Below are 22316 nucleotides of genomic sequence, written 5' to 3' on the forward strand. Positions count from 1 at the left end.
CAGTAATTTAAGGTCTCGGCAATAAAGTGACAGATTTTAACAGCACAGGTTCAACCGGTACATCGGTGGCGTTTAAGGTTTCATTAAAGTCTGTTTTCACTGCTGCGATTTTTTCTAAAACATCTTGACCGGATTCTACGTAACCAAAAACGGTATAACCCCAGTCGCGTCCAGGATTTAAATTTTTATTATCGGCCATGTTAAAAAAGAACTGTCTCACCGCTGAGTGAGGATCACTCATGCGTGCCATAGCAATCGTCATATAATCATTCGTTAAGCCATTGCCACTTTCGTTAAAAATACCTTCGCCTTTTTCTTTTTCATTGAAGTTTTTGTCATAACCACCGCCTTGCACAACAAAAGCAGGCACTACGCGATGAAAAATAGTATTGTTGTATTCACCATTGACAGCATAAGTCAAAAAATTATCGACGGTAATAGGGGCTTTACGGCGGTTTAATTCAATAATTACATCGCCCATACTGGTTTCCATTTTAACTCTTGGAAATAAATTACTTTTTTGAATATCTACTTTGGCAATGACAGGTAAATGTAAAAATAAACAGATTAACAACAAGCGAGAAAATAATTTTTGCATTATTCAGATCCTTTAACCGCAAGATAAATCATAAATTTTCTATTTTGAGCGAGACAGTCTACCGAAGCAAAATGTTTTTGCAAAATTTTTACATAAGGCAGATGCCGGTTAGCAACGACCAAAAGTCGACCGTCTTTGCGTAAAACACGGGCGGCATCAACAAACATTTGGGTTGCGATATGTGTCGTAATCGTTTGAATTTGATGAAAAGGTGGATTACATAAAATTAAATCTGCACTGGCATCGGCTTGCTTACTCAAACAATCATCGATCTCATAACACAAACGGCTATGCTGAGCAAAAAGTTCAGTATTTTTTTTTGCAGATTCGATTGCCATGTAGGACTCGTCAACCAGAAGCAACTGTTTAGGTTTAAATTTAACGAGTGTTTCACAGCTCAACACCCCGTTGCCGCAGGCCAGATCTATGACCTTTAACCCAGTACAATCTGGTAAATGTTGAACCAAAAACGCCGCGCCTTGATCTAACTGCTTGCGCGAAAATACATTCGGAGCGCTCGCTAATTCACAGTTAGACGGGCTATAACTGGTTGCAAAATAACGATAACTGGAATAGGGCGCTTGAGTAGGTTCGCTTAGCTCAATTAGGCGGAATTTTTTAACCGCTAGGCCGATATCAACCTGGTAAAAATATCTGTTTAGCAATTTTTTAACGCCACTTGTCATTTGATCAACCCGAGCCGTTGCTAAAACTTTGCCATTTGGCGGCAGCAGCTGGTTAATTTGGTGCAATTGAGCTTCTAAAAAATCTAAGTTTTTTGGGATTTTTAATAAATAATGATTAGATGTTGGCAAATCATTTAACTGATGGCAGAGCGGCGGGCTCTTCAGTTGATTGTCCTCGGCATTTTGCAAAGTCGCAAGCCCGCTAATATAAGAGTCGCTGTAAAGGATCGGGTTTTTTGCATTGAGCAAAAGACTGATAGCACCAAAGTTGTCGTTTAAAATAACGGGATTTTGCTCTATTTGGTGTTTCAATGCACTTTCAGCTAATAAAATGTCGCCATTATCCCAAGCTTGCAGTGGCGAATCAGACGTTTGTTTTGGATAGCGCCAAAGCTGCAAATTTTGTTTGTCAGTATTCAATTGATGATTGTTTTGCAAAAATTCCTCCAACCCAACAGGTATATCTTGCATCGGGTTTAACTTAAACCAATTAAATATGATAACATGCTTTTAAATTTTACCAGCAGGATCCTCCGTCTATTTATAACCATGGGTTCAGTTAATAAAAAGGTGTTTGAGCTTGCAAATAGTGAGTTAACCTATTTTGATAATTTGTTCTCTCAGCCGGTCGCACAACAGTGGTTTGTATGGTTGCGAGATACGTTAAATTGGCAACAAGCCGAATTGACAGTTTATGGAAAAAAACACAAGATCCCAAGATTGCAGGCTTTGTATGCTGATGAACCATTGCAATACGGTTATTCTGGACAATTGTTTACCGCTCAAGTCTGGCCACAAGGATTAGCTCAATTGGCGGAACTGGCGAGCGATATTTGTCAAACAAGGTTTAACTCTGTGCTGGCAAATTTATATCGAGATGGTCGAGATAGCATGGGTTGGCACAGTGATGATGAGCGAGAACTGGGCAAACGTCCGGTGATCGTTTCTTTTAGTTTTGGTGCTAAAAGAACCTTTAGGTTACAGCACAAATTAAGCAAACAGCAGCAAGACATAGAACTGGCTAATGGAAGCTGTTTGGTGATGGCCGGTGACACACAAGCATTTTGGCAACATTGTTTACCGGTACGCAAACGCGTCACAACAAGTCGTATTAATTTAACTTATAGATTGATGCAATCGATTTAAAGGAGCAATAGTATGTCAACAGAGCAAACCATATATCAAAAGTTAAAAAACACTTTCAGCCCACACGTGTTAGATGTGATTAACGAGAGCCGTATGCATGGGACGGCTCGTGAAGATTCTCACTTTAAAGTCGTGATAGTGGCTGATGCTTTTGAGTCGTTAAAATTAATCGCACGGCATCGTGCCATCAATAATTGCCTTGCTGACGAGCTTTCAGGTCCTGTGCATGCGTTATCAATTAATGCTTACACCGCTGACGAATGGGCCAAAGCTGAGGGGGTTGTACCCAAATCACCGGCTTGCCTCGGTGGTAGCAAAAACGAGCAAAAATAATTAGCGGATATAAAGATTGAGTCATTTCATAGATACCCTAAACCGCCAGATTGCGAATTTGGTTGCTTGGTTAGCGACCTTTATGGTGCTGGCGATCACCGCGATAGTGTTCATGCGTTATGTATTTGATACTGGACTGATATCGCTGCAAGAATTAGTCATTTATGCACATGCTGTTCTGTTTTTATTAGGCAGTGCTTATACTTTGAGCGAAAACGGACATGTACGGGTGGATGTGATTTACTCGAAATTAAGCCGCAAAAAACAAGCTTGGATTAATTTGTTGGGGACAGTATTTTTACTTTTACCATTGTTATTTAGCGTCATTTATTTTTCCTGGCCATTTGCTATGGATAGTTGGGCGATTATGGAAAAATCGGCAGAAGCTGGTGGTTTGCCTTTAGTCTTTATTCTTAAGTCTTTAATTCCGCTGTTTGCGGTGTTACTCAGTTTGCAAAGCATAAGCCAACTAATAAAAGCCTATCGGCAGATATTTTTAGCGGAGGCACACTAATGGAGTGGTTATCGTTAGTCATGTTTGCTGTCGTCTGTTTAGTTTTATTAACAGGCTTTCCAGTCGCCTTCTCATTGGCGGGTACCGCTTTATTATTTGCTTTTGTTAGTTATTGGGCGGGCATATTTGAATGGGCATTTTTGCATGCTATTCCTAGCCGCATCTTTGGTGTCATGACAAACCAAAGTTTATTGGCGGTGCCCTTGTTTGTATTTATGGGCGTCACTTTGCAAAAATCTAAGCTCGCAGAAGAACTTCTGATCTCAATTTCACAGTTATTTGCACGAGTAAATGGTGGGTTAGCGGTAGCAGTTATTTTGGTTGGGGCTTTATTAGCTGCGAGCACGGGCATTGTTGGGGCGACTGTTGTTACCATGGGATTGATTTCGCTGCCTGCAATGTTAAAACAAAAATATCACCCAGCACTTGCAAGTGGCTCTATTTGTGCAGTTGGAACTTTAGGGCAAATTATTCCACCCTCTATCGCGTTAGTTTTGTTGGGTGATGTGATGTCAAACGCTTATGCGCAGGCTCAGCTTAACCAAGGCATTTTTGCACCAGATACAGTGTCTGTGGGGGATCTTTTTGTCGGTGCTTTGATACCGGGTGGATTATTGATTTTGGGCTATTTGTTATATGTTTTAATATTGGCCAGGCTCAAGCCTGATTGGATGCCGGCCGCGAAAGACATCGCTGAGTCAAACAATAAATTTAGCCTGATCAAAGTAATAGTGCCGCCATTGTTGTTAATATTATTGGTTTTGGGAAGTATTTTGGCCGGTTTTGCAACACCCACTGAAGCCGCAGGAATTGGCGCAACTGGGGCGTTAATATTGGCTGCTGCAAAAGGTCGTTTGAGTTTGCATGAATTAAAACAGGTTAATTTAGAAACCGTTAAAATAACCAGCATGATCTTTATGATTTTGCTTGGTGCGTCAGTGTTTTCATTGGTTTTTCGCGGTTTAGGCGGCGAGGAACTGATTCATGGTTTATTTGAACAAATGCCTGGAGGGGTCGTTGGCGCCACATTATTAGTGATGTTGGTCTTGTTTTTATTAGGCTTTATTTTAGACTTCATCGAAATTACTTTTGTCGTAGTACCAATTGTAGCGCCCGTTTTATTGATGATGGGACTCGATCCGATTTGGCTTGGTATTATGATTGCTATAAACTTGCAAACATCTTTTTTAACCCCGCCATTTGGATTTGCACTCTTTTATTTGCGGGGTGTGGCGGGTAAGCAGTTGCAAAGCAGTCAGTTGTATCAAGGGGTACTGCCTTTTATAGGGATTCAACTTTTAATGCTGGTGATTTTGGCGCTGTTCCCTGCATTAGCAACTTGGTTACCAGAACAGATATATAATAATTAATAGGTAAAACAGAGTGTTTAAAAATTTATTATTTAAAACAGGTTTAGCAATATGGCTGCCGCTGTTGGTTTTAACCGGCTGTGGTGAAGAGTCTGTTGAAGATGTCCCAAATCAGATGAAAAAGATCTATACCTGGAAAATGGTGACGACTTGGCCAAAAAACTTTCCAGGATTAGGCACGATTGCAAATGAACTTGCTGAAAATATTGAAACCATGTCTGGCGGACAGTTAAAAATTAAAGTGTATGCGGCCGGAGAGCTCGTACCAGCAATGCAGGTGTTTGATGCGGTAAAAGGCGGTGCTGCCGAAATGGGACACAGCGCTTCGTATTATTGGAAAGGTAAAATACCAGCTGCGCAATTTTTTACTAGTTTACCGTTTGGGATGAACGCTCAAGAAACAAATGCTTGGTTTTATTATGGCGGCGGCATTGAGTTGTGGCACGAAATATATAAACCTTTTGGTTTATTAGCCTATCCGGGCGGCAATACTGGCGTGCAAATGGCAGGCTGGTTTAAAAAAGAAATTAATTCATTAAATGATTTACAGGGTTTAAAAATGCGTATTCCAGGCATGGGCGCTGAGGTTATGTCTGAGCTTGGTGTTGTACCTGTGCAATTGCCCGGTGGTGAAGTTTTTAGTTCAATGCAAAGTGGAGCGATTGATGCTGCCGACTGGGTTGGGCCTTACAATGATGAAGCGTTTGGCTTACACAAAACTGCACCTTATTATTATATGACGGGCTGGCAGGAACCAGGTGCTGCAGTAGAATTTATCGTTAATGAAAAAGCGTTTAAACAATTACCTGAGCATTTACAAAAAATGGTTGAAGTGGCATTTGAAGCCGCAAACGCCCGCATGTTGGCATTATATACAGCAGAAAATAAGCAATCTTTGCATAGCTTAATAAACAAAGGGGTGAACATTAAAAAGTTTCCTGATGACGTGATCGCTGCGATGCAAACCGCAAATAAAAAAGTGATTGCCCGTTTATTAGCTGAAGATGAACAAACACAAAAGATCTTTAAATCATATCGTGACTTTTTATTAAAAGTTCGTGATTACCATGATCTCACCGAATTTGATTATTATAATAATCGCCGTGCAATGGACTGGGAAATCCAGCCCGCTAACGAATAATTTAACAAATAACTAGGAATACAACTTATATGGTTATTAAACCCAAAGTCAGAGGCTTTATTTGTACTAACGCGCATCCGAATGGCTGTGCTGCAAACGTTCAACGTCAAATTGACCATGTGCTTGAGCAGGGCGCTGTTAAAAATGGGCCCAAAAATGTATTAGTCATTGGCTCATCAACCGGTTATGGTTTAGCTTCACGTATTACAGCAGCTTTTGGTTCTGGCGCTGCAACCCTGGGTATCTTTTTTGAAAAACCAGGCACTGAAAAACGCACGGGTTCAGCAGGTTGGTATAACACGGCCGCATTTCAAGCGGCAGCTGAAAAAGCGGGTTTATGGTCTAAAAACCTAAATGGTGATGCTTTTTCAGATGAGATGAAAGAAAAAGCGATTCAGATCATCAAAGCAGAAATGGGTAAAATCGACTTAGTGGTTTATAGTTTAGCGTCACCTCGCCGTAAACATCCTAAAACGGGTGAAGTGATCTCATCGACCCTAAAACCGATCGATAAAGCATATACGGCTAAAAACTTAAATACCGACAAATTAAAAATTGAAGACGTCACAGTAGAGCCAGCCTCGCAAGAAGAAATTGACAATACAGTTGCCGTAATGGGTGGCGAAGATTGGCAATTCTGGATTGAGGCGTTAAAAGCAGCTGATGTGTTAGCTGACGGTGTTAAAACAGTGGCTTACACCTATCTAGGTGACAAACTTACCTGGCCAATATATGGTGATGCGACTATAGGACAAGCAAAAGAACATTTATATCAAACCAGCCGCCAATTAACTGAACAGTTAAGCGATATAAATGGCGAAGCATCGATTGGCGTGTTAAAAGCGTTGGTGACTCAAGCAAGTTCAGCGATCCCTATTATGCCTTTATATATTTCATTATTATACAAAGTGATGAAAGAAGAAGGCACGCACGAAGGCTGTATTGAACAAGCGTATCGTTTATTTAGCCAGGGTTTATATTCAGAGCAGCCGATTATCGACGAATCAGGTCGCTATCGTATGGATCTGCCAGAGTTAAACAAAGAAACTCAGGCAAAAGTTGAAGCTTTATGGCCGCAAGTGACTTCAGATAATATTTTTGAATTGACTGACTATAAGTCATACAACGAAGAGTTTTTAAAGTTGTTCGGTTTTGGTTTTGACGAAGTTGACTATGAAGAGGATGTAAATCCAGTTGTGGATTTTGAGGCATAATATGTCATACGCGCCTCAATTGGGGCGCTTTATTAAAAAAGTTCAGTTAAAATTAATCATTTCCCTATTTTTCGTGGATAGATTTACCAAAACAATGTTAAAATCCGCGGGTTTAATTCATAAATATAAATTTCTGTAGCGGACAACACCTTTTTGCGGTTTTTTTAACCACAAAAAGCGCTATAAAGCGAACCAAATTCTGTAATTCGTTTTAATCCTTAAACACAAGTGCAATGAGTATGATAACTATCAAGAAAGGTCTGGATGTTCCTGTCGCGGGAGCTCCACAACAAGCAATATCAGACGGCCAAGCCGTTACAAAAGTTGCTATCCTTGGTGAAGAGTACAATGGCATGCGCCCTACGATGCACGTTCGTGTCGACGACGTGGTCAAAAAAGGTCAGGTTCTTTTTCAAGATAAAAAGAACCCGGGTGTCAAATTTACCGCACCAGCCGCTGGGATAGTAAAAGAAATTAACAGGGGTGCTAAACGTGTTTTACAATCTGTTGTGATCGAACTGCAAGGTGACGAGAGCATAGAGTTTGCAAAATACGAAGCGTCGCAGCTGGCTTCACTAGAACGTCAACAAGTTGTTGATAATTTAGTTGAGTCTGGCATGTGGTCTGCTTTGCGTACCCGTCCATTTAGTAAAACGCCAGCAATTGACAGTACACCGTCGTCAATTTTTGTCACAGCGATTGATACTAATCCATTGGCTGCTGATCCTGCTTTAATCATTAAAGGTCAGGAAGAAGCATTTAAAAACGGTTTAACCTTGTTATCTCGTTTAGCGCCTAAATTATTTTTATGTAAAGCAGCAGGGGCCGAAATCCCATCGATTTCACAAGCTGAAGTACATGAATTTAAAGGCGGCCACCCTGCTGGTTTAGTTGGCACTCACATTCATCATTTAGATCCTGTGAGCATGTCTAAAACGGTTTGGCATATTAACTACCAAGATGTGATTGCATTTGGCCAATTATTCACCACGGGTGATTTGCCAACTGAGCGTGTGATTTCATTGGCAGGTCCATCTGTTAAAAACCCTCGTTTAGTGCGTACTGTGTTAGGTGCTTCTTTAGATCAATTGACTAAAGGCGAATTAACCGAAGGTGAGCAGCGGGTAATTTCTGGTTCTGTATTAAGCGGTCGTAAAGCTATGGGTGTACATGCCTATTTAGGGCGTTATTCAACCCAGGTTTCTGTATTGCCAGAGGGGCGTGAAAAAGAATTATTTGGCTGGATAGCACCAGGTGCCAATATGTTCTCTATTACGCGAGCTTATTTGTCGCATTTATCTCCGAAAAAGTTATTTAACTTTACCACCACCACTCGTGGTTCAAGCCGAGCTATGGTTCCAATCGGAAACTATGAGCGTGTCATGCCATTAGATATTTTGCCAACTTTGTTATTACGTGATTTGATTGCAGGTGACGTTGAGTCGGCACAATCGTTGGGATGCCTTGAGCTTGATGAAGAAGATTTGGCTCTGTGTACTTTCGTATGTCCGGGCAAATACGACTATGGTTCGATTTTGCGTGATCGTTTAACGCAAATCGAGAAGGAGGGCTAAGATGGGCTTAAAAGCTTTTTTAGAAGATATAGAACCACAATTTGAAAAAGGTGGTAAATACGAAAAATGGTATGCGCTGTACGAAGCAGCAGCCACTATTTTTTATACACCGGGTATGGTCACTAAAGGTACAACACACGTTCGTGACAGTATCGACTTAAAACGTATCATGATCTTGGTTTGGATGATGACGTTCCCGGCCATGTTCTACGGTATGTACAACATTGGTGTACAAGCCGAAAACGCTATTTTAGCGGGCGCATCTATGCCAGAAGGTTGGAGAACAGCGATCTTTACGGCGTTAGGTGGCGAAATTGCAACAGACGCAAGCGGTTGGGGCAGCAAAATGCTCTATGGCGCTATGTTCTTTTTACCTATTTATGCGGTCACCTTCGTTGTTGGTGGTTTCTGGGAAGTTTTATTTGCATCAGTCCGTAAACACGAAGTAAATGAAGGTTTTTTTGTTACTTCAGTTCTGTTTGCGTTAATCCTGCCTGCAACAATTCCGTTATGGCAAGTCGCTTTAGGTATTACCTTTGGCGTTGTGATTGGTAAAGAAGTGTTTGGTGGTACTGGACGTAACTTCTTAAACCCGGCATTGGCGGGTCGTGCGTTTTTATTCTTTGCTTATCCAGCACAAATCTCAGGCGATACGGTTTGGATTGCAGCCGACGGTTATTCTGGCGCAACCATGTTAAGCCAAGCCGCTCAAGGTGCCTTAGATTATGGCATCACAGCGCAGTGGTGGGATGCATTTTACGGTAACATCGCGGGTTCTATGGGTGAAGTATCAACCCTGATGATCTTAATCGGCGGTTTTGCGTTAATGTATTTTCGTATTGCCTCATGGCGCATTGTATTAGGTACATTCGTTGGCATGGTTATATTTGCCACTATGTTTAACCTGATTGGTAGTGAGACTAATCCATTATTTGCCATGCCTTGGTATTGGCACTTAGTTGTTGGTGGTTTTGCATTTGCAATGATGTTTATGGCAACTGACCCGGTATCAGCTTCATTTACCAACCAAGGCAAATTTGCCTATGGTATTTTAATTGGTTTTATGGTGGTCATGATCCGTGTGGTTAACCCAGCATACCCAGAAGGCATGATGCTGGCAATTTTATTTGCCAACGTATTTGCGCCGTTATTCGACCACTTTGTTGTGCAAGCAAACATCAAGCGGAGGTTAGCACGTAATGTCTAAAGGAAATGATTCAATCGGTAAAACGCTAACCGTCGTTATTTCATTATGTCTGGTTTGCGCAATTATCGTAGCAGGTTCTGCTGTCGCTTTACGCCCACAGCAAGAAGCGAATAAAAAATTAGATAAACAAAAAAATATCTTGTTAGCAGCACGTATGTTGCCTGCTGATGCAAGTGCAAATGATATTCAACGTATTTATAAAGAACAGATCACCGCAAAAGTGGTTGATTTAGAAACTGGTGAATATGTTGAAGATATTGATGCGAATAGCTACGATCAAAGAGCCGCCTCTAAAGACCCAGAGCAGTCAATTGATTTAAATGGCAAAGAAGATGTTGCCAGCATTAAACGCCGAGCTAATAAAGCCGTGGTTTATTTAGCAAAAGACGAGCAGGGTAACTTTAAAAGTTATGTTTTACCGGTTCACGGTTATGGTTTGTGGTCAACTATGTATGCTTTTGTAGCATTAGAACCTGATGCAAACACCATCATGAATTTGAACTACTATGAGCAAGGTGAAACCCCTGGCTTAGGTGCTGAAATTGAAAATCCAAAATGGAAAGCACTTTGGGTTGGTAAAGAAATTTACAACGACCAAGGTGAAATGAAAATTGAGATTGTAAAAGGCGAAGCACCAAAAGATTCAGATCATAAAGTCGATGGTTTATCGGGTGCAACCCTGACCAGTAACGGTGTTCAGTATACGTTTGACTTCTGGATGGGTGAGCGTGGTTTTAAATCTTACCTGTTAAAACAGCGTCAAGGAGCATAATCAATGGCTAAGAGCGAAGCTCAAAAGGTTCTATTTGGACCTATTTTTGCAAACAACCCAATTGCATTACAGATTTTGGGTATCTGTTCTGCACTGGCGGTTACCAGTAAAATGGAAACGACAGTGGTAATGTGTATTGCCCTGACGTTTGTAACTGCTTTTTCTAGTTTATTTATTTCGATTATTCGAAATCATATACCTTCTAGTGTACGTATTATCGTGCAAATGACGATTATTGCCTCTTTGGTAATTTTAGTTGACCAGTTATTAAAAGCCTTTGCGTATGATATCGCTAAACAGCTTTCGGTATTTGTTGGTTTGATTATTACCAACTGTATCGTTATGGGCCGTGCTGAAGCTTATGCTATGAAAAGCCCACCGTTTATGAGCTTTTTAGACGGCATCGGAAATGGTTTAGGTTATAGCGTTGTGCTGTTGACTGTGGGTGTTATCCGTGAGTTATTTGGTTCAGGTAGCTTATTTGGCATCGAAATTTTACCATTAGTTGCAAACGGCGGTTGGTACCAGCCAATGGGTCTGTTATTAATGCCACCAAGTGCATTTTTTATCATTGGTTTGTTTATCTGGGTTTTACGTACTTTCCGTAAAGAACAGGTTGAGAAATAAGAGGGTAAAATGGAACATTATATTAGTTTATTTATCCGCGCGGTTTTTATTGAAAACTTAGCGCTCGCATTTTTCCTCGGTATGTGTACCTTTTTGGCGGTATCAAAAAAGGTCACAACAGCCTTTGGTTTAGGTGTTGCGGTAATCGTGGTATTAGGTATTTCGGTGCCTGTTAACCAAGTTGTGTACGCTAACCTCTTGGCACCAGGTGCATTGGCTTGGGCCGGTTTCCCTGATGCTGACTTAAGCTTCCTTAAGTTTTTGACTTTTATCGGTGTTATTGCTGCTTTAGTACAAATTCTTGAAATGTCGTTAGACAAGTATTTCCCACCTTTATACAACGCTTTGGGGATTTTCTTACCATTGATCACAGTAAACTGCGCCATTTTTGGTGGGGTTGCTTTCATGGTTGAGAAAAACTACAACTTTAGTGAGAGCGTTGTATTCGGTTTAGGTAGTGGTGTGGGTTGGGCGTTAGCCATCACAGCATTAGCGGCCGTTCGTGAAAAGATGAAATACTCAGATATACCAGATGGCTTAAAAGGTTTGGGTATTACCTTTATCACCGTGGGCCTGATTGGTTTAGGCTTTATGTCATTCTCTGGCGTTTCGCTGTAAGCCAGAGCAAAATAGAGGAATAAACCGTGGATTTACAAGATATTTATTTAGGCGTTGGCATGTTTACCGTCCTAGTGCTTGCACTTGTGGCTGTGATCTTGTTTGCCAAATCTAAACTGGTCAGTAGTGGTGAAGTCACTATTTTGATCAATGACGATCCGGACAAAGCCATAACAGCAACTCCGGGATCAAAATTATTAGGTGCGTTAGCAGATGCTGGCATCTTCGTATCATCAGCGTGTGGTGGTGGTGGTTCATGTGGTCAATGTCGTGTGAACGTAAAAGAGGGCGGTGGTGATATTCTACCAACTGAAAAAGATCACATCACAAAAGGTGAAGCACGTGAAGGTTGTCGTTTATCTTGCCAGGTAGCAATTAAAAACGATATGAAAATCGAGCTGGATGAAGAGATTTTTGGTATTAAAAAGTGGGAATGTACAGTTGTTTCTAACGACAACAAAGCCACTTTTATCAAAGAGCTTAAACTGGCAATTCCGGACGGCGAAGATGTTCCATTCCGAGCCGGTGGTTATATTCAGATCGAAGCACCTGCGCACCATGTTAAGTATGCTGACTTTGACATTCCAGAAGAGTATCGTCCAGACTGGGAACGTTTTGGCTTCTTTAAACTTGAATCAAAAGTTGACGAAGAAACAATTCGAGCTTATTCAATGGCGAACTATCCGGAAGAAAAAGGCATTATTATGTTGAACGTGCGTATTGCTACGCCGCCACCTAATAACCTTAGTTTACCTTGCGGTAAAATGTCATCGTACATTTGGAGCCTAAAAGAAGGTGATAAAGTAACCATCTCTGGTCCATTTGGTGAATTTTTTGCAAAAGATACAGATGCAGAAATGGTCTTTATCGGTGGTGGTGCAGGTATGGCACCGATGCGCTCGCATATTTTTGATCAGTTACGTCGTATTAAAACTAATCGTAAAATATCATTCTGGTACGGTGCGCGTTCAAAACGTGAAATGTTCTACGTTGAAGATTTTGACATGCTTGCCGAAGAAAATGAGAACTTTGAATGGCATGTTGCATTGAGCGATCCACAACCAGAAGATAACTGGGAAGGTGATACTGGTTTTATTCACAACGTTCTTTATGAAAACTACTTAAAAAATCATGAAGCACCAGAAGACTGTGAATACTACATGTGTGGTCCACCAGTTATGAACGCAGCGGTTATTGGCCTGTTAAAAGATTTGGGTGTTGAAGATGAAAACATCCTGCTTGATGACTTTGGCGGCTAATCGGTTCTGCTGACATGGTAAAACAATTTAAGTTATGGCTAGCCCTGGTAGGGCTGGCCTTTTTTGTTTCCTGCAGCCAGCAGAGTGAACTGACCAATCAAGGCGAGATCCATGGCCGAACCATGGGTACGACTTATTCGGTAAAATATTTTTATGCACCCACAGTCATCCAGCAAGACGAGTTAAAAGCGAGTATTGATGCAGCTTTGCAACGGGTCAATGAGCAGATGTCGACTTATTTACCTGAATCAGAGCTTAGCCAATTTAATCAATCTGATAGTTTACAACCTTTTACAGTCTCCAAAGACACCGCCTATGTGATTGATAGTGCCATTAAACTTGGCACCTTAACTAAAGGTGCGTTAGACGTCACGGTTGGCCCTTTAGTCAATTTATGGGGATTTGGTCCGGATAAAAAACCAGATACCATTCCGAGTGATGACCTAATCGAACAAACGCGCTCGCGTACAGGTTTAGACAAACTGTCTGTTAAAGGTACACAAATAATTAAATCGACCGCTGACTTATATGTTGATCTTTCTGCAATAGCCAAAGGATTTGGGGTCGATAAGGTGGCCGAACTGTTAGAGCAAAAAGGCATTGTTAACTATTTGGTTGAAATTGGCGGCGAAATGCGACAAAAAGGCCATAAAGCCGATAAACAAGCATGGCGAATTGCCGTTGAAAAGCCTGTTTCTGGTCAACATGCTGTGCAGCAGGTTTTGGAGCTAGGCGATATGGCGATTGCTACCTCAGGAGATTATCGAAACTATTTTGAAGAAAATGGAGTCAGATACTCACATACAATTGATCCTAAAACGGCAAAACCCATTAGTCATTCATTGGTCTCTGTGACTGTGTTAGATGCGTCTTGCATGCGTGCAGATGGCTTAGCAACTGCACTGAATGTTATGGGGCCTGAGGCTGCGTTTGCGTTTGCAAACGCCCATAAATTGCCGGTTTATTTAGTGATTAAAGCTGACGACGGATTTGTGGTAAAATACACAGATTCATTTAAACCCTATATGAGGTGAAGATATGACCACATTTTTATTAGTTTTTGCCGCGTTTTTAGTTATAGTGCTGGCAATGTCAGTTGGTTATTTAGTGCAGCGTAAAAGTATCTCCGGAAGTTGTGGTGGACTAGGTAGCGTGGGTATCGACAAGGTGTGTGATTGTGATGACCCGTGCGATAAACGCAAAGCCAAAATAAAACGCGAACAAATGTTACAAGAAAATCGCATCATTTAAACCTTCCAACTTGGTGGTTGACAAAGAGCCTGATATACTGTTTTTATATACAGTTTTTCGGGCTTTTTTAGTTGTTGCAGAAAAAAATCATACATGTCGACATGGATGCCTTTTTTGTCTCAGTTGAGTTAAGGGATAAACCTGAGTTACAGCATCTTCCGGTTGCTGTTGGTGGTGACAGCTCGCGCCGCGGGGTGATCTCTACTTGCAACTATGTTGCAAGGCAGTACGGCATACATTCGGCGATGCCGACTGCAATTGCTAAAAAAAAGTGCCCTGAGCTCATTTTATTGCCTGGGCAAATGGCGTTATATAAAAATATCAGTCGACAAATTAAAAGTATCTTTTTTCAGTTCACTGATTTAGTTGAGCCTTTGTCGTTGGATGAAGCCTATTTGGATGTAACCGCTAGTGAGCTGGTGCAAGGATCTGCGACTTTAACCGCTGAAAAAATCCGCCAAAAAATTTTTCAACAAACTGGCTTGACGGCTTCTGCCGGCATTGCAGAAAATAAATTTTTAGCCAAAATTGCGTCAGATATTAATAAACCAAATGGGCAATTTACTGTGCATCCGAAAGATGCAATTAGATTTATTAAAAATTTACCCCTTAAAAAAATCCATGGCGTGGGGAAAGTTACCGCTGAAAAGTTAGCGGCGTATGGTCTGCAGCTAGGGGGGGATATTCAAAACTTATCTGCGGATTGGATGCAGGAAAAGTTTGGCCGTTTTGGAATCCTATTGTGGCAGCGCTGCCAAGGAATAGATAATCGAGCAGTTGAGCCTAGCCGAATTCGTAAATCTGTGGGTGTAGAAACGACGTTTGGCAAAGATATAAATATCAGCACACAGGGGAGTGAGCAGCTTAAGCAGATCTTGTTAACCCGGTTACTACCGGAGCTAAATAATCGCCTATCTGCACACCATAAACGTGATAAATACTCATCAAAGCAGAACATTAACAGGCTTACGGTAAAGGTTAAATTTAGTGATTTTAAACAAACCACTAAAGATTGTCGTGCGAGTCATATAGATAGCGAACGTTTTATTATTTTATTAACTCAGGCTTTGAACCGAGCAGCCGGGCGTAGTGTTCGCTTATTGGGACTACAAGTCGGTTTGTGTGATCATCAAGAGACTGTTTTGCAATTGGATTTACCTATATGATCGGGTAACATTGAGCTACTCAATGTGCTCAATCCATGGTAAATACGAAAGGAGTCTAGTTTGGTTGTAGCGGTCGATCAGAACAATCTTGATTTATTATTGCCCCTTATCCATCAATATCAAAAATTTTATGGCATTAAAGGTGTGACTGAAGAGAAAAATCGTGAGTTTTTTCTTCAGTTTGGTAAAAACAAAGCCACCGGATGTCAGTTTATGTATTTAGTGGAGGATAAGCCGGTTGCCTTTGCGACCGTATATTTTAGTTTTGCATCAACTATTCCTGGTCGAGTTGCCATTTTAAATGACCTTTACACTATACCCAGTCATCGCAATAATGGTTATGCCAAACGGTTAATTTTTCATTGCCGAGCCTATGCAAAAGATCAAGGCGCGGCACGTTTGCAATGGGTAACTGCGATTAGTAATAAAAGTGCGCAAAAGTTTTATGATAAATTGAACAGCCAGAAAAGTCACTGGCTGTTTTATACGCTTTGATGGGGTAAAGGGCGCTTAGTCCACCCACATTTTTTGCATAAATTCCAGCGTTTCAGAACGGCCAGAAGTTGGCTCTGATAACTGAATAAAAAAGCGATAAGTTTCTTCATTCGCGTGGCGGATCTCGGCCAGATAATAAATAGCATCACCCTCATCAATCTTTTTAAACGTTAGGTTTTTTCGATGACCAATGAGATTTTGCGCGTAACCAGTTACTTTCAAAGCCAGCGGTTGTTTGCTGGTTTTATCCACGACACTAATGTTGATTAAATTATAATTATTGCGTCTGTCAAAACCAGTGGCTTTTGCAACCTCAGGTTGAATAAAAGTCGATGGAAATGCGATGTGGTGGACCTGCCAATCACCAATGATTGTCATATTGGGATCGTCTGATGCATACACATTGGGTATAGACCACAACCAAGTCAAACAAAATAAAACAAATATAGGGCGCATAAAGCCTCCCGGTTTATAAAGGGCCGAACATATCGGCTAATAAAATATTTATAAATTGAATAGCGATAATGGCTATCAATACTGATAAGTCGAGGCCGCCCATAGGGGGAATTAAACGACGGATCGGCGCTAAAAAAGGCTCGGTAAGCTGAGCTAAAATTTGCTCAGAAGGGTTATAACCCTGACTGAACCAACTTAAAATGGCTCGGATAATTAGAATCCAAAATGCCAAGTTTAAAAATTCTTTAACCACAGAGATGACTGCCCAAATGGCAATAGCGGCAGGGTTTATCGCTTGTCCCACAATGGCAAACATCACTAAAAACTTAGCTGCAGCCACTAAAAATGCAAGTACTAATGCGGCAATATTCCAGCGTTGACCGGCCGGCAAAATGCTCTGCATCGGTTTCAACAAAGGATTGGTCACTTTAACTATCACCTGACTAATGGGGTTATAAAAGTCAGCGCGTGCGGCCTGTAACCAAAACCTTAATACAACAGCCATAAGTAGCAGGCCAAATAAAATTTCGACCAAAAAGATAATAGAGTTCATATAGATCCTTAAAAATTAAAATAAGTTTGCCATTTCTTTTGCACGATTAATGGCCGCTTGAACCGCCCGTTCAGTTACGTCGGAGAGCTTGTCCTGGTTGAAAGAGTCTAATGCTTTTGCCGTCGTACCGCCTTTAGAAGTGACTTGCTGACGTAAAGTGGCGATAGGTATATCACTATTGTTGACCATAGTAGCCGCGCCGAGCGCCACTTGGGCTACTATTTCTCGTGCTTGCTGAGCCGAAAAACCTTGTTTTTCGGCCTGCTCTGCTAAACATTCCATAAACAAAAAGAAGTAGGCTGGTGCACTACCGGCAACGCCAATAATCGCATCAATGCCATCTTCGTCAGCAAGCGTGACCGTTTTGCCAACGGCTTTCATCAGATCATTAGCAAAGCTTTTGTCATCAGCTGAGACATTTTCAGGTGCATATAATCCGGTTAAACCCAAGCCTAATAACGAGGGAGTATTCGGCATGGTTCTGACCAAGTTAACAGTAAAACCGAACATTTGATTAAAACGCTCAATTGGAATACCAGCTGCAATAGAGATATATAATTTTTTTTGCAAAATTTCAGGATTACTCGTTAGCGAAGCTATCATTTCTGCCATCATTTGTGGTTTGACAGCAAGTACAACAACATCTGCCCAGGCAATCGCTTTATCATTGTTTTGCGTGGTCGAGATTCTAAAATCATTTTCTAGCGCAGTCAGTTTGTCGTTGCTACGATTACTGGCAATTAAGTGATCTGCTGGGTAACCTGATTGAACTAAACCAGAAATAATGCTGCGGCTCATATTACCCGCGCCGATAAATGCGATTTTACGTAATTGCATAAGCGTCCTTAAGTCGTTTTTTAAATACGTTCGCCAAAAATTGCTGTGCCCACCCTAACCATAGTACTGCCTTGTTCAATTGCAGTTTGCATGTCGTTCGACATGCCCATAGATAAGGTATCAACGGATGAATATTTTTGCCCTAGTATACGGTATAACTCGGCCAATTGGGCAAAATACCTCTGCGTGGTTTCGACATTTTGAGTTTTCATTGGGATGGCCATTAAACCGCGTAAGGTCAAATGTTCAAGTTGAGCGACCTGCTCTGCAAGTGGCAATACCTGGTCCGGAGTGATACCAGATTTAGTTTCCTCACCAGATATATTAACCTGTAAACATATGTTTAAAGGGCCAAGCTGGCTTGGTCTTTGTTCACTCAGGCGTTTCGCAATTTTAAAGCGGTCAACTGATTGCACCCAAGCAAAATGCTCAGCAACTAAACGCGTTTTATTTGATTGCAAAGGCCCAATAAAGTGCCATTCGATGTCTGTTAAATTGCTTAGGGTTTTGATTTTATCAATCCCTTCTTGTACATAATTTTCACCAAATAAACGCTGCCCTGCGTTATAAGCATCTTGAATGGCTTTAACTGGTTTAGTCTTGCTCACCGCTAACAGCTGGGTGTGCTGTCCGCTTGTTTGGTTCAAACGCGCAATTTGCTGACAAATTTTAGCTAAATTCTGTTCTATTGCAGTCATTTACACACTGAGGCTAATTGAATAATTCACTATGATAAACAAAACCATAGCGGTTTTACAGCTTTCTGCTAAGGTATAAGCATTATCCAACTGGAAAAAATGAGGTAAAACAATGGATATTACTGAATTACTTTCTTTTAGTGTTGATCATAAAGCATCTGATTTGCATTTGTCCGCTGGTGTCCCCCCTATGATCCGTGTTGATGGGGAAGTACGCAAGCTGAATATCCCACCACTGGACCAAAAGCAGGTCCATGCGCTCATTTACGATATTATGAACGACCGACAGCGCAAAGACTATGAAGAACATTGGGAATCAGACTTTTCGTTTGAAGTGCCTAATTTAGCCCGCTTTAGGGTCAATGCGTTTGTGCAAAATCGTGGTCCTGCTGCCGTATTCCGTACTATACCTAGTACAGTGTTATCGCTTGAAGACATCAATGCGCCAGATATCTTCCGAGATTTAGCTGACAAGCCGAGAGGGCTGGTATTGGTGACAGGCCCAACAGGTTCGGGTAAATCAACGACTTTGGCGGCTATGGTGGATTACATTAATCAGCATAAACACCACCATATTTTAACCATCGAAGATCCTATTGAATTTGTTCACGAAAACAAACAAAGTTTGATTAACCAACGGGAAGTTCACCGAGATACTAAATCATTTAATAATGCATTGAGATCGGCACTGCGTGAAGACCCGGATGTTATCTTGGTAGGTGAAATGAGGGATTTAGAAACGATTCGATTAGCAATGACGGCTGCCGAAACAGGTCATTTAGTTTTTGGCACCTTACACACAACTTCAGCACCCAAAACGATTGACCGTATTGTTGACGTTTTTCCTGCCGCTGAAAAACCTATGGTTCGCTCTATGTTATCGGAATCATTGCAGGCAGTCATCTCACAAACATTACTTAAAAAATCGGGTGGTGGTCGAGTGGCAGCACATGAGATTATGGTGGGTACACCAGCGATTCGAAATTTGATCCGGGAAGATAAAGTGGCGCAAATGTACTCTGCCATGCAAACAGGTATGGGTTTTGGTATGCAGACAATGGACCAATGTTTATTGGATTTGGTTAGCCGGGGTTTAATTAGCCGTCAAGATGCTGCGGCTAAAGCGACGAATAAAAATCAATTTTAAGGAGCTGACTCAATGCGACTTGAAACCTTTTTGCGGCAAATGGCCGACGTCGGTGCGTCAGATCTTTTTATAACGTTAGGCCGACCGCCTTGTGTTAAAGTGAACGGTGAAGTACGGGCGCTAGATGGCGAAGAATTAACGTCGAAAGATTGCCAGGATATCGTATTAGAAAGCATGACAGAGGCGCAAAAATCTGAATTTTTAGCGACTAAAGAGTGTAATTATGCGCTGGCTGTTGAAGGCGTGGGACGCTTTCGCTGTAATGCGTTTGTGCAACGTGAACACGCCGGCATGGTGATCCGAAAAATTAATACTGAGATCCCAGATGTAGATAAATTGGGTCTGCCAAATGTATTAAAAGAAGTGATTATGGCTAAGCGCGGTTTGGTGCTTTATGTTGGCGCGACAGGGACAGGTAAATCAACGGCATTAGCTGCACTGTTAGGGTATCGTAACCGAAATAGTCGAGGGCATATTTTAACAATTGAGGATCCAATTGAATTTGTTCATGAGCATCAAAAGTCGATTGTGACCCAACGTGAGGTTGGGGTCGATACCGAATCATTTGATGCGGCATTAAAAAGCTCGTTGCGACAAGCCCCTGACGTCATCATGGTTGGTGAGATCCGCTCAGCTGAAATTATGGAGTATGCTTTGTCGTTTGCCGAAACTGGTCATTTATGTGTTGCAACTTTGCATGCTAATAATGCTAATCAAGCAATCGATCGTATTTTGCACTTGGCACCTAAAGGTTTAAAAGACAAACTTTTATTTGATTTATCGTTAAATCTAAAAGCCGTTGTGGCTCAGCAATTAGTACCCACCCGTGACGGCAAAGGTCGGGTGGCGGCCATAGAAATACTATTAAATTCACCATTGATATCTGATCTGATAGCTCGCAACGAATTGGGCGGGATCAAAGAAGTGATGGAAAAGTCGACTGAACTTGGCATGCAAACTTTTGACACCGCTTTATTTAAATTGTACGAAAAAGGTCAAATTACTTTCACAGATGCATTGCATCATGCAGACTCACCAAACGATTTACGTTTAAAAATAAAACTGAGATCGAATCAGCAAGGTAGTTTAGGTGCTTTAGATGGTGTGACTATCGACTTGGATTGATTAAATAATGAACGGTTAGAGGGTCTTTTTTTTAATAATCTTTAGTGCACTTAATAATGCTAACTAAGTTAATGATATAAATAACAAAGTTATCATCAGCATTTATTACTATTTTTACGATTATAAAACAGATAAATGGCTATTAAAACAGCACTTGATAGTTACAGCTCTAAAAATTTGATCCAAACTCGTGTATGGTAAGTATAAGCAGATGGTAAAGATTTACTAAAACAGGAGAAACAATGGAAATTTTTGAGAAACATGAGTCAGAAGTACGTGGTTACATTCGCTCGTTTCCAACCATTTTTGATAAAGCGGTCGGTGCAGAATTATTTGATAAAGATGGCAAACGTTATATCGACTTTTTTGCCGGTGCCGGCACTTTAAACTATGGCCACAACCCGGACGTAGCGGTAGAAGCACAGATTAAATATTTACAAGATAGACGTATTGCGCACGGCTTGGATAAAGCAACCGTTGCCAAACAAGCTTTTATCGAATCTTTTGTTAAAAACATTTTAGAACCACGTGGGTACGACTATAAACTCCAGTTTACCGGCCCAACGGGAACAAACTGTACCGAAGCAGCAATGAAGCTAGCACGCCAGGTTAAAGGGCGTGGTAACATAGTTGCATTTACCAATGCATACCATGGTCACACTATGGGGGCTTTATCGGCCACTGGTAACGAAGCTTATCGTGATGAATCATATGGTGCACGTGGTGCTGTTTCATTTATGCCGTTTGATGGCTTTTTAGGCGATATAGATACCATTGAAGTTTTTCGCCGGTATCTAGAAGACAAAGGCTCGGGTTTAGAATTGCCAGCGGCTGTGATCATTGAAACAGTGCAGGGTGAAGGGGGCATTAACGTTGCCTCTAAAGAGTGGTTACAAAAGCTATCTAAGTTATTAAAAGAATACGATATTCTTTTAATTATAGATGATATACAAGTGGGTAATGGCCGAACGGGTAAATTTTTCAGTTTTGAAGAAGCTGGCATCAAACCAGATATGGTGTGTTTGTCAAAATCTATCGGCGGCGGTAACCCGATGGCCGTTTTATTGATAGACCCAGAAGTTGATGCATGGTCACCTGGTGAACATACGGGGACATTCCGTGGTAACTCACTGGCATTTGTTGCAGCAAAAGAGCTTATCGACAAGTATTGGGCTGATGACAGCTTAACAAAAGAAGTTGAGCGTAAATCAAAGGTTTTATTTGATGCTTTATATGAGCTGCAAAAAGAGTTTCCAGATTTACCAACTGACGTGCGTGGCCGTGGTCTTGTTTTAGGCATAGAAACTAAAGTAGATGGATTTGCCGAAAAAGTGTCTGCAGCTGCGTTTGAAAAAGGGTTAATTTGTGAAACCTGTGGCGCTGAAGGTCATGTAAACAAGTTATTCGTTGCGTTAACGATTGATGATGACAATTTAAACGAAGGTATTAAGGTTTTCCAAGATGCCTACCGCGAAGTGGCAAACTCTTTATAATATATTCGCCATTTGTGCAAAAGGGGCTGCTTTAAG

General features: G+C 41.2%; 25 protein-coding genes. 19 read left to right on the plus strand and 6 right to left on the minus strand.

Annotated elements, in window-relative coordinates:
* Window positions 1-7: 7 nt before the first annotated feature.
* A complete protein-coding gene (locus C727_RS0108450; protein WP_017445195.1) occupies window positions 8-598 on the minus strand; it encodes a peptidylprolyl isomerase in 591 nt (196 codons plus the stop codon).
* The gene (locus tag C727_RS0108455; RefSeq protein ID WP_040459257.1) at window positions 598-1722 is read right to left on the minus strand and encodes a methyltransferase; all 1125 of its coding nucleotides are present in this window, start codon (window positions 1720-1722) and stop codon (window positions 598-600) included. The genes C727_RS0108450 and C727_RS0108455 overlap by 1 nt, the downstream gene beginning before the upstream one ends.
* A 111-nt stretch (window positions 1723-1833) precedes the next feature.
* Between C727_RS0108455 and C727_RS0108460 the strand changes: the two genes are divergently transcribed.
* The 16 genes from C727_RS0108460 (at window position 1834) to C727_RS0108540 (ending at window position 15971) form a co-directional block, all read left to right on the plus strand.
* A complete protein-coding gene (locus C727_RS0108460) occupies window positions 1834-2430 on the plus strand; it encodes an alpha-ketoglutarate-dependent dioxygenase AlkB family protein (RefSeq protein WP_017445197.1) in 597 nt (198 codons plus the stop codon).
* 12 nt (window positions 2431-2442) lie between these two features.
* Window positions 2443-2763 carry a BolA family protein gene (locus C727_RS0108465; protein WP_017445198.1) on the plus strand — a complete coding sequence of 107 codons (321 nt, stop codon included), beginning with the start codon at window positions 2443-2445 and terminating at the stop codon, window positions 2761-2763.
* A gap of 16 nt (window positions 2764-2779) precedes the next feature.
* The gene (locus tag C727_RS0108470; protein WP_017445199.1) at window positions 2780-3277 is read left to right on the plus strand and encodes a TRAP transporter small permease subunit; all 498 of its coding nucleotides are present in this window, start codon (window positions 2780-2782) and stop codon (window positions 3275-3277) included.
* Window positions 3277-4647 carry a TRAP transporter large permease gene (locus C727_RS0108475; protein ID WP_017445200.1) on the plus strand — a complete coding sequence of 457 codons (1371 nt, stop codon included), beginning with the start codon at window positions 3277-3279 and terminating at the stop codon, window positions 4645-4647. The genes C727_RS0108470 and C727_RS0108475 overlap by 1 nt, the downstream gene beginning before the upstream one ends.
* Window positions 4648-4660: 13 nt before the next feature.
* Complete coding sequence (locus tag C727_RS0108480; protein ID WP_017445201.1) at window positions 4661-5788, plus strand: TRAP transporter substrate-binding protein; 1128 nt, start codon at window positions 4661-4663, stop codon at window positions 5786-5788.
* A 29-nt stretch (window positions 5789-5817) separates the two neighbouring features.
* Window positions 5818-7002 carry an enoyl-ACP reductase FabV gene (gene fabV / locus C727_RS0108485; protein ID WP_017445202.1) on the plus strand — a complete coding sequence of 395 codons (1185 nt, stop codon included), beginning with the start codon at window positions 5818-5820 and terminating at the stop codon, window positions 7000-7002.
* A gap of 239 nt (window positions 7003-7241) precedes the next feature.
* Window positions 7242-8576 carry a Na(+)-translocating NADH-quinone reductase subunit A gene (locus C727_RS0108495; RefSeq protein WP_017445203.1) on the plus strand — a complete coding sequence of 445 codons (1335 nt, stop codon included), beginning with the start codon at window positions 7242-7244 and terminating at the stop codon, window positions 8574-8576.
* 1 nt (window position 8577) lies between these two features.
* Window positions 8578-9783, plus strand: a complete 1206-nt coding sequence (locus C727_RS0108500; RefSeq protein WP_017445204.1) for an NADH:ubiquinone reductase (Na(+)-transporting) subunit B — start codon at window positions 8578-8580, stop codon at window positions 9781-9783.
* Window positions 9776-10555: a Na(+)-translocating NADH-quinone reductase subunit C gene (locus tag C727_RS0108505; protein WP_017445205.1), complete on the plus strand. Its 780-nt coding sequence runs from the start codon at window positions 9776-9778 to the stop codon at window positions 10553-10555. The genes C727_RS0108500 and C727_RS0108505 overlap by 8 nt, the downstream gene beginning before the upstream one ends.
* Window positions 10556-10558: 3 nt before the next feature.
* Window positions 10559-11182, plus strand: coding sequence for an NADH:ubiquinone reductase (Na(+)-transporting) subunit D (locus tag C727_RS0108510; RefSeq protein ID WP_017445206.1), 624 nt, complete (start codon window positions 10559-10561; stop codon window positions 11180-11182).
* A gap of 9 nt (window positions 11183-11191) precedes the next feature.
* Window positions 11192-11800: an NADH:ubiquinone reductase (Na(+)-transporting) subunit E gene (gene nqrE, locus C727_RS0108515; protein ID WP_017445207.1), complete on the plus strand. Its 609-nt coding sequence runs from the start codon at window positions 11192-11194 to the stop codon at window positions 11798-11800.
* Window positions 11801-11826: 26 nt separating this feature from the next.
* On the plus strand, window positions 11827-13059 hold the full coding sequence (nqrF, locus tag C727_RS0108520) for an NADH:ubiquinone reductase (Na(+)-transporting) subunit F (RefSeq protein ID WP_017445208.1): 1233 nt from the start codon (window positions 11827-11829) through the stop codon (window positions 13057-13059).
* 14 nt (window positions 13060-13073) lie between these two features.
* Window positions 13074-14093: an FAD:protein FMN transferase gene (locus C727_RS0108525; protein ID WP_017445209.1), complete on the plus strand. Its 1020-nt coding sequence runs from the start codon at window positions 13074-13076 to the stop codon at window positions 14091-14093.
* 4 nt (window positions 14094-14097) lie between these two features.
* Window positions 14098-14310 carry a (Na+)-NQR maturation NqrM gene (gene nqrM / locus C727_RS0108530; RefSeq protein WP_017445210.1) on the plus strand — a complete coding sequence of 71 codons (213 nt, stop codon included), beginning with the start codon at window positions 14098-14100 and terminating at the stop codon, window positions 14308-14310.
* 71 nt (window positions 14311-14381) lie between these two features.
* Complete coding sequence (gene dinB / locus C727_RS0108535; protein WP_337460074.1) at window positions 14382-15476, plus strand: DNA polymerase IV; 1095 nt, start codon at window positions 14382-14384, stop codon at window positions 15474-15476.
* Between the two features lie 60 nt (window positions 15477-15536).
* Window positions 15537-15971: a GNAT family N-acetyltransferase gene (locus tag C727_RS0108540; protein WP_017445212.1), complete on the plus strand. Its 435-nt coding sequence runs from the start codon at window positions 15537-15539 to the stop codon at window positions 15969-15971.
* A gap of 15 nt (window positions 15972-15986) precedes the next feature.
* Here the strand turns inward: C727_RS0108540 and C727_RS0108545 are convergent, their stop codons facing one another.
* The 4 genes from C727_RS0108545 to C727_RS0108560 are packed head-to-tail and all read right to left on the minus strand — an operon-like array spanning window position 15987 to window position 18515.
* The gene (locus tag C727_RS0108545; protein WP_017445213.1) at window positions 15987-16427 is read right to left on the minus strand and encodes a DUF4426 domain-containing protein; all 441 of its coding nucleotides are present in this window, start codon (window positions 16425-16427) and stop codon (window positions 15987-15989) included.
* Between the two features lie 13 nt (window positions 16428-16440).
* Window positions 16441-16980 (minus strand): YggT family protein, encoded by a 540-nt coding sequence (locus C727_RS0108550; RefSeq protein WP_017445214.1) that lies wholly within the window; start codon window positions 16978-16980, stop codon window positions 16441-16443.
* A gap of 15 nt (window positions 16981-16995) precedes the next feature.
* Window positions 16996-17817: a pyrroline-5-carboxylate reductase gene (proC, locus tag C727_RS0108555; protein WP_017445215.1), complete on the minus strand. Its 822-nt coding sequence runs from the start codon at window positions 17815-17817 to the stop codon at window positions 16996-16998.
* Between the two features lie 20 nt (window positions 17818-17837).
* Window positions 17838-18515 (minus strand): YggS family pyridoxal phosphate-dependent enzyme, encoded by a 678-nt coding sequence (locus tag C727_RS0108560; RefSeq protein WP_017445216.1) that lies wholly within the window; start codon window positions 18513-18515, stop codon window positions 17838-17840.
* 112 nt (window positions 18516-18627) lie between these two features.
* On the opposite strand from C727_RS0108560, the gene C727_RS0108565 reads away from it, so the two are divergent.
* The 3 genes from C727_RS0108565 to ectB all read left to right on the plus strand — a co-directional run bounded on the left by C727_RS0108565 (window position 18628) and on the right by ectB (window position 22280).
* A complete protein-coding gene (locus C727_RS0108565) occupies window positions 18628-19662 on the plus strand; it encodes a type IV pilus twitching motility protein PilT (protein WP_017445217.1) in 1035 nt (344 codons plus the stop codon).
* A gap of 12 nt (window positions 19663-19674) precedes the next feature.
* A complete protein-coding gene (locus tag C727_RS0108570) occupies window positions 19675-20787 on the plus strand; it encodes a PilT/PilU family type 4a pilus ATPase (protein ID WP_017445218.1) in 1113 nt (370 codons plus the stop codon).
* Window positions 20788-21029: 242 nt separating this feature from the next.
* On the plus strand, window positions 21030-22280 hold the full coding sequence (gene ectB / locus C727_RS0108575; RefSeq protein WP_017445219.1) for a diaminobutyrate--2-oxoglutarate transaminase: 1251 nt from the start codon (window positions 21030-21032) through the stop codon (window positions 22278-22280).
* Window positions 22281-22316 lie beyond the last annotated feature (36 nt).

The sequence above is a fragment of the Gayadomonas joobiniege G7 genome (assembly GCF_000300815.1).
In the GTDB taxonomy this organism is placed as follows: domain Bacteria; phylum Pseudomonadota; class Gammaproteobacteria; order Enterobacterales; family Alteromonadaceae; genus Catenovulum; species Catenovulum joobiniege.